The organism is Cyanobacteriota bacterium (assembly GCA_025054735.1).
Classification (GTDB): domain Bacteria; phylum Cyanobacteriota; class Cyanobacteriia; order SKYG9; family SKYG9; genus SKYG9.
On record JANWZG010000239.1, the window covers coordinates 1 to 6,175 of the forward strand.

General features: G+C 47.3%; 5 protein-coding genes. All 5 read right to left on the reverse strand.

Going from position 1 to position 6,175, the window contains the following annotated elements:
- The coding region (locus NZ772_12035) for an HAD-IC family P-type ATPase (protein ID MCS6814277.1) at nt 1-839 on the reverse strand (839 nt) is incomplete at its 3' end.
- 299 nt (nt 840-1,138) lie between these two features.
- A complete protein-coding gene (gene lptC / locus NZ772_12040) occupies nt 1,139-2,296 on the reverse strand; it encodes an LPS export ABC transporter periplasmic protein LptC (GenBank protein MCS6814278.1) in 1,158 nt (385 codons plus the stop codon).
- 12 nt (nt 2,297-2,308) lie between these two features.
- Nucleotides 2,309-2,911, reverse strand: a complete 603-nt coding sequence (locus NZ772_12045) for an NYN domain-containing protein (protein ID MCS6814279.1) — start codon at nt 2,909-2,911, stop codon at nt 2,309-2,311.
- Between the two features lie 194 nt (nt 2,912-3,105).
- Complete coding sequence (metG, locus tag NZ772_12050) at nt 3,106-4,686, reverse strand: methionine--tRNA ligase (protein MCS6814280.1); 1,581 nt, start codon at nt 4,684-4,686, stop codon at nt 3,106-3,108.
- Nucleotides 4,687-5,666: 980 nt separating this feature from the next.
- On the reverse strand, nt 5,667-6,175 hold a 509-nt coding region (locus NZ772_12055), incomplete at its 5' end, for a superoxide dismutase (GenBank protein MCS6814281.1).

Genomic DNA, 6,175 nt, shown 5'->3' on the forward strand with positions numbered 1-6,175 from the left:
ACTACTACAGCCACAAGCAGCAACGAACCTGTGACCAGCACTTGACTTAACTGAGTCATGCGTGCTTGCAGTGGCGTTGGCTCAGCTTCCACTGACTGAATTAGGGTGGCGATGCGTCCTAGCTCTGTTTGCATTCCAATGCGGGTAACGACCATGGTTCCCCGTCCATGTACAACTTCAGTGCCCTGAAACAGAAGGTTAACCCGATCGCCCAAGGGTGTATCTTCAGCCAGGTTGACATCAACTTGCTTGTTCACCGCATGAGCTTCGCCCGTTAGGGCTGCTTCTCGCACTTGCAGATTTGCCGCTTCTAGCACTCGACCATCGGCTGGAACTTGTATCCCCGCTTCTATTTGCACAATATCTCCAGGCACTAGTTCCTTAGCGGCAATTTCTAGCAGCTTGCCATCTCGAACAACTCGAACCCTAGGGGAGGATAGTTTCTTGAGGGCAGCTAGAGCTTTTTCGGCGCGACTTTCCTGAACATATCCAAGAATGCCATTGAGAAGTACGATTAGGGCAATAGCGATCGTGTCCTTAAAGGGGACTTCACCTGAGAGCTTGCCTTGCCACAGAGCTAGTAAATCTAAAATGCCGGAAATAACCGCTACCCCAATCAGCATCAACAACATAACGTTACTAAACTGATCGAGCAGAATTTCCCAAGCATTCCGACCGCCGGATTCCTCCAGCTCATTAGCACCATAGTAACGTTGACGATTTAAGACCTCAGGAGTGCTCAGACCTAACTGTCGATCGCTCTGCAACAGCAAAAGCACTTTACTAGCAGTCAGAGTATGCCACGCCGTTGCCTGATCAGGAAGAAGAGATACAGTCATGGGGTAATGTAGACATGGATAAGATGTTGATGAAGTAACCAATTGCAACTACTGCGAGCATCCAGAGGCACAGAACCTTTCTAGATAACACCGCCATGTCTTTCAATTCTGAACAGACACGCTTAGTTTACAGTAACTGCCACTACTCCCTAACCACTAATCATAAGGCTTAACGATGCGCTTATACAGCCTTGACATGTAGGGCCAAGTATATGTAAGGATTGGTTTTTTCGTGGGTTATAGTTTTCTAGCTGGTGTCAGCTTAAGGGTTCAGTGTAGGCAACCATAGAAGCAGCAACTTACGGTACCAATTCAGTTGTGACTCTACCACCGCTAACAACGGCGATTTGTTCGTCTAGCTTACCTGAAGCCCTAGGCCCGCTCACTTTCAGCGGAGGATTAGTTTGGACGTACACTACATTGCCCTCAGCTTCCACGAATTTCGTGGGTAATGTCCATGTCAACAGCTCAGCCGTGAGTTGTCCTCCTAGGCGATCGCTACTACCTTGAACATTGCCTACCAATGTCACCACTTGAGTAGCTAAGTTGAGTTGTCCCTGTGATGCCCTTAGAGTAATCTGTTCGGTGCTGTGTTTAACCACAACAGGCTGATCTGAGGCTACCGTTTGTTGACGTACATTCCACGTCATCACATTACTCCGAACCGTTAGGGGCGGCGATGCTAGGGCAAAGTTAGCATTTTTTGTTACCTGCACAATTTGAGTGCCCAAATTGACCGTTGCTTGATCCCCACTAGCCCGATCAATTTGATCTTCCTTGATAACTCGCTCTAGTTGCACTGGGCGATCGGTCTTTAACAGGCGAGGGGCAATTAACCACTCAACACGGTCTGCTTTCATCCGCAGCACAGGATTTTTTGCATTCGCAGTCACTCCACCCAAAAACTCCATCCGACGGGCACGACTGTAAGCACGAGCCTCGTTAGCGGTAGCTGTAATCTGAGGATGGGTTGCTGTCAGGCTGTTACGCACAATCAACACATCATCCTGGGGTCGCCATTCCAGTTCTCGCCCCTTCAGAATGGTACCGTCTTGGGTGTCAGTTGCCGTAATTTGTCCAGTGAGGAAAATCTTTTTACCGTCTTGCTGCACCTCACCTTCGGTTGCCTTGATTTCAAAGACTTTCTTGCCGTCTTGGTAAAGTTCGCCAGTGGGGTTTTTGATTTTAGCTACCTTTTGGTCTTGGCTGTAGCGTGCTTGCTGTGCCCGCACCTTCCACACAAGCTGCCCTTTCTCATCTACTTGTTCCAGAGTGACATCCTGAAAGGTTAAGCTACCATCAGTGCCTTCCACAGACTCAGCATCTTCAACAAATTGATCAACTGCCCGGTCACGGCGATTACAGGCTATAACATTCCCCAACACTGCTACCAGTACAACGATTGCGGCAACCGATCTCCAGCTAGGCTTACGTAAAGACTTGATAGATGCTGTCATGCCACCTCTCGTTTATGCATCGCTATCAGTTAAGCTCATCCCGGACAGGGGACGATAGGTATAACCTTGGCGAGGTGTTTTTTGAATATCTTCCTTAATGGAGTCTAGGTCGATGTAGCGATCAGCAACATTAATCAAACTATCACTCGTCATCGAACGGAGACTAACTACTTCCACCCGTACACCCCGGTAGCTCACAGCGTCTACTGCGTAAGCCAGATCACCATCCCCGCTGACTAGCACTGCTGTATCGTAAGAGCCAACTAACGCCATCATATCAACTGCAATTTCCACATCCAAATTGGCCTTTTTAGAACCATCTGGAAGCTGCACTAAGTCCTTGGAGATGACACGATAGCCATTGCGCCGCATCCACAGCAAAAACCCTTGCTGCTTCTCATTGGTGCGATCTACCCCAGTATAGAAAAAAGACCGTAACAGGCGAGATCCTGCTGTCAATCGACACAATAGCTTGGTGTAATCAATCTCAATACCCAGTTGTAATGCCGCATAGAACAGGTTAGACCCGTCAATAAAAATGGCGACCCGACCTCGATTTTCCAATACTTGGTCAGATGTAAGCGTAGTGGTTGAATGTTCCAAGTTATTTAACATGGTTGTTATGCCTCGGTAATATAAAGGTTCTAGATATCACAAAATGCTTTAAAGAAATGTCAAACAAAGTAGTGCTGAGCCATTGCTCCCATAGACCCCGATAACCGAGACTGACACCTACTTAGCCCACAGAATTTTTACCCAGCTAATGATTCAAGCCCGTTATCATACAACATCTGGCCTAGTCTACGCAGTTATGTAGATAGCTCTAGACGTTGAAACACAGGTGATGGTTGCGCCAAAGGCTGCATCGGTTGAAGCGCACCCCAGTTAGCATGAACTGCAAATTCCGGTAGCAGTTCAGAGCGATTAAAGTCAACCTCATAGCCCAACTGATGATAGACTCTGGTGCTCACCCCAGGTATTACAGGAGAGAGCAGGTACGCTATGAGTCGAACAGATTCCAGCACAGCATAGAGAATCTGCCTTACAGCAGCCTGTTCACCTTGTTTATACCGCTTCCAAGGGGCCTGTTCATCGATGAACTTGTTGCCATAGCGAGCTACAGCTAGTGCCGACTCACAGGCATTGTGTAAGGCTAGATGTTCATAAGATTCACTCACCTCCTTTCCTAAGTTACAAGCTAGGTTTTTTAAGGGATTCATTAAGGTTGTATCGTTATCATCAATCACAGGCACTACTCCCCCGCAATACTTGTGGGTCATCTGCAAGGTGCGGTTCAGCAGATTTCCTAAGTCATTAGCCAAATCAGCATTAACAGTGTTGACAAAGCGCTGTTCGTTGAAGTCGCCATCACGTCCAAATTCAATTTCTTTCATGAAGTAGAAACGCACGGCATCTGCTCCATAGCGATCAACTAACTGGATTGGGTCAATGGTGTTCCCCAAACTTTTGCCCATCTTTTGTCCATCTTTTGTAAGGAAGCCATGACCAAATACAGCATGGGGCAAGGGCAATCCGGCGGAAATCAACATAGCTGGGAAGTACACTGCATGAAACCGCAAAATATCTTTCCCGATCAAATGCAGATTAAAGGGATACCACGTCTTAACTGCATTGTCTAGCTTGGGATCATCCTCCGGGTCTAACAGTGCTGTGATATAACCCAAGAGCGCATCAAACCAGACGTAGAGAGTTTGGGTTGCATCCGTAGGCACAGGAATGCCCCATTGAACGTTAACCCGTGAAATTGAAAAATCTTTCAAGCCTTGACTAACGAAGCTGAGCACCTCATTACGCCGACTTTCTGGCTGGATAAAGTCTGGACGTTTCTCGTACAGATCTTCCAAAATGGCCTGATAACGAGATAGGCGGAAAAAGTAGTTTTGCTCGTCACGCCACTCTACGACCTGATTAGTATGAATGGGGCAGCGGCGATCGTCCAGCAATTCCCGCTCTTCCTTAAACTCTTCGCAGGCAACACAATACCAGCCCTGCTGTTGGCTAGAGTAAATATCTCCTTGATCCCATACCCGCTGAAACACATCGTACACAATGGCCGTGTGGCGGGGATCAGTGGTGCGAATAAAGCGATCGTACTGGATGTTGAGGCGATCCCAAAGTAATCGAAACCCTGAAGCAATGCGATCGCAGTGCTCTTGGGGAGACTGCTGGTGGGCGGCGGCTGCCCGTTGAATTTTCTGCCCATGCTCATCTAGCCCAGTCACCAAGAGAACTCGCTTGCCGCGCAGTCGCTGAAACCTAGCAATGACATCAGCCGCCATGGTTGTGTAAGCACTGCCAATATGGGGCAAGTCGTTGACATAGTAAAGGGGTGTTGTTAGAGCAAATGTATCTCTAGCGGAAACACTCATGAAAATTAATGCTATAGCTAAACTACTATTATATTAAGAGCTGTAAACACAAGTTAGTTATCACGCTGACACTATCCTGACCATTCGCGGATTCCTTCTGTACAGTAGTGTACGCTGCCTGTAGGGTTTGACAGTTAAGCCTTTGCTAAGGACAGGCACTATGGAGTTTAAAGAACCCAGGATCTGGATCTGAATCGACTAGGCTAACTCATTTAGCCCATCAGGCTAAGACTTATCGCATTCGCGCAAGCTTGCTGACAATCCAACACTGAAGGCTGGCTGCGGAGGTTTAGGCAAAAGGCAGAAGCCCTTACATGCCTAACCAATCAGTTCGCACTATCAGACCCTAGTACCCGTCCAACGCTTGGCATATTCATAGCTGCTTTCATAACAGCTACTCTAAATGGCTCATAACTCTAGGGTAAGCAGTACTAGCTTTTCAATGCTAGCCATTACTCAATGTCGAGAGCACGCATCTATCTAGCTAACCTACCGACCCAGCTAAGCTACAGATGTCATGCTCAAACCACGATGGCTTCAGAGAGCACAACTCGCGAGAAGGAGCAGATTACCCTGTGCTAGATAGTTTTACCATTTACACTTCTAGCCCCTACTCTAAAATGCCCCTTATCTCAGAGCAATAGTAGCAAAGCTTACATCTGTGTCCTGACTTGGGAAAAACCTAGGACGTAGACAACGCTATGCTAGCGTCGCCGCGAAGAGTCACAGAACCTTAAGTATTAGTAACTAGTGTAATTGGAAATTCTCTGGACAAAGATTGAGAAAATCCGTAGTTTTACAACCAGCCAAATTAGCCTTATGCAGCATCTCTAGCTAAGAGAGTATTGGCCATGTATGCAGGGTCATAACTACCTCCTACTAGCAACTAGTACAGACCTGATGCAAAAAACGGCTACAGCAAGCGCTGTAACCGCCTAACCTTAATCAACGTTTACCCATCCTGGATCTAGGTTGAGGTTCTATGCAGCCGCTAGCTGAGACGCTACAAAGTCCCAGTTCACCAAATTTGTGAAGAAGGTTTCAATGTACTTAGGACGAAGGTTTTGGTAGTCCAGGTAGTAGGCATGTTCCCAAACATCAATGGTCAGCAAGGGGGTTTGTCCTAGAGCAATAGGATTATCAGCATTTGCTGTCTTGGTGACCTTCAGGGTACCACCATCTAACACAAGCCAACCCCAGCCACTACCAAACTGAGTAGCAGCAGCGGTTTTCAGGGCTTCAATCATCTTGTCAAAACCACCTAAATCGGCATCAATCTTGGCAGCTAGGTCACCAGTAGGTGTGCCACCACCATTGGGTTTCATGCAATTCCAATAAAAGGTATGGTTCCAAACCTGAGCAGCATTGTTGAAGATGCCTACTTTTGCAGGATCACCATAGGAGGCTTTGATTACCTCTTCTAGAGACTTGTCTGCTAGATCAGTGCCCTCAACTAACTTGTTCAGGTTGGTAACGTAAGCGGCATGGT

What these genes read in the sequence shown, in the direction of transcription:
- lptC (MCS6814278.1), bottom strand. Translation starts at nt 2,296, where the DNA reads ATGACAGCATCTATCAAGTCTTTACGTAAGCCTAGCTGGAGATCGGTT.
- NZ772_12045 (MCS6814279.1), bottom strand. Translation starts at nt 2,911, where the DNA reads ATGTTAAATAACTTGGAACATTCAACCACTACGCTTACATCTGACCAA.
- metG (MCS6814280.1), bottom strand. Translation starts at nt 4,686, where the DNA reads ATGAGTGTTTCCGCTAGAGATACATTTGCTCTAACAACACCCCTTTAC.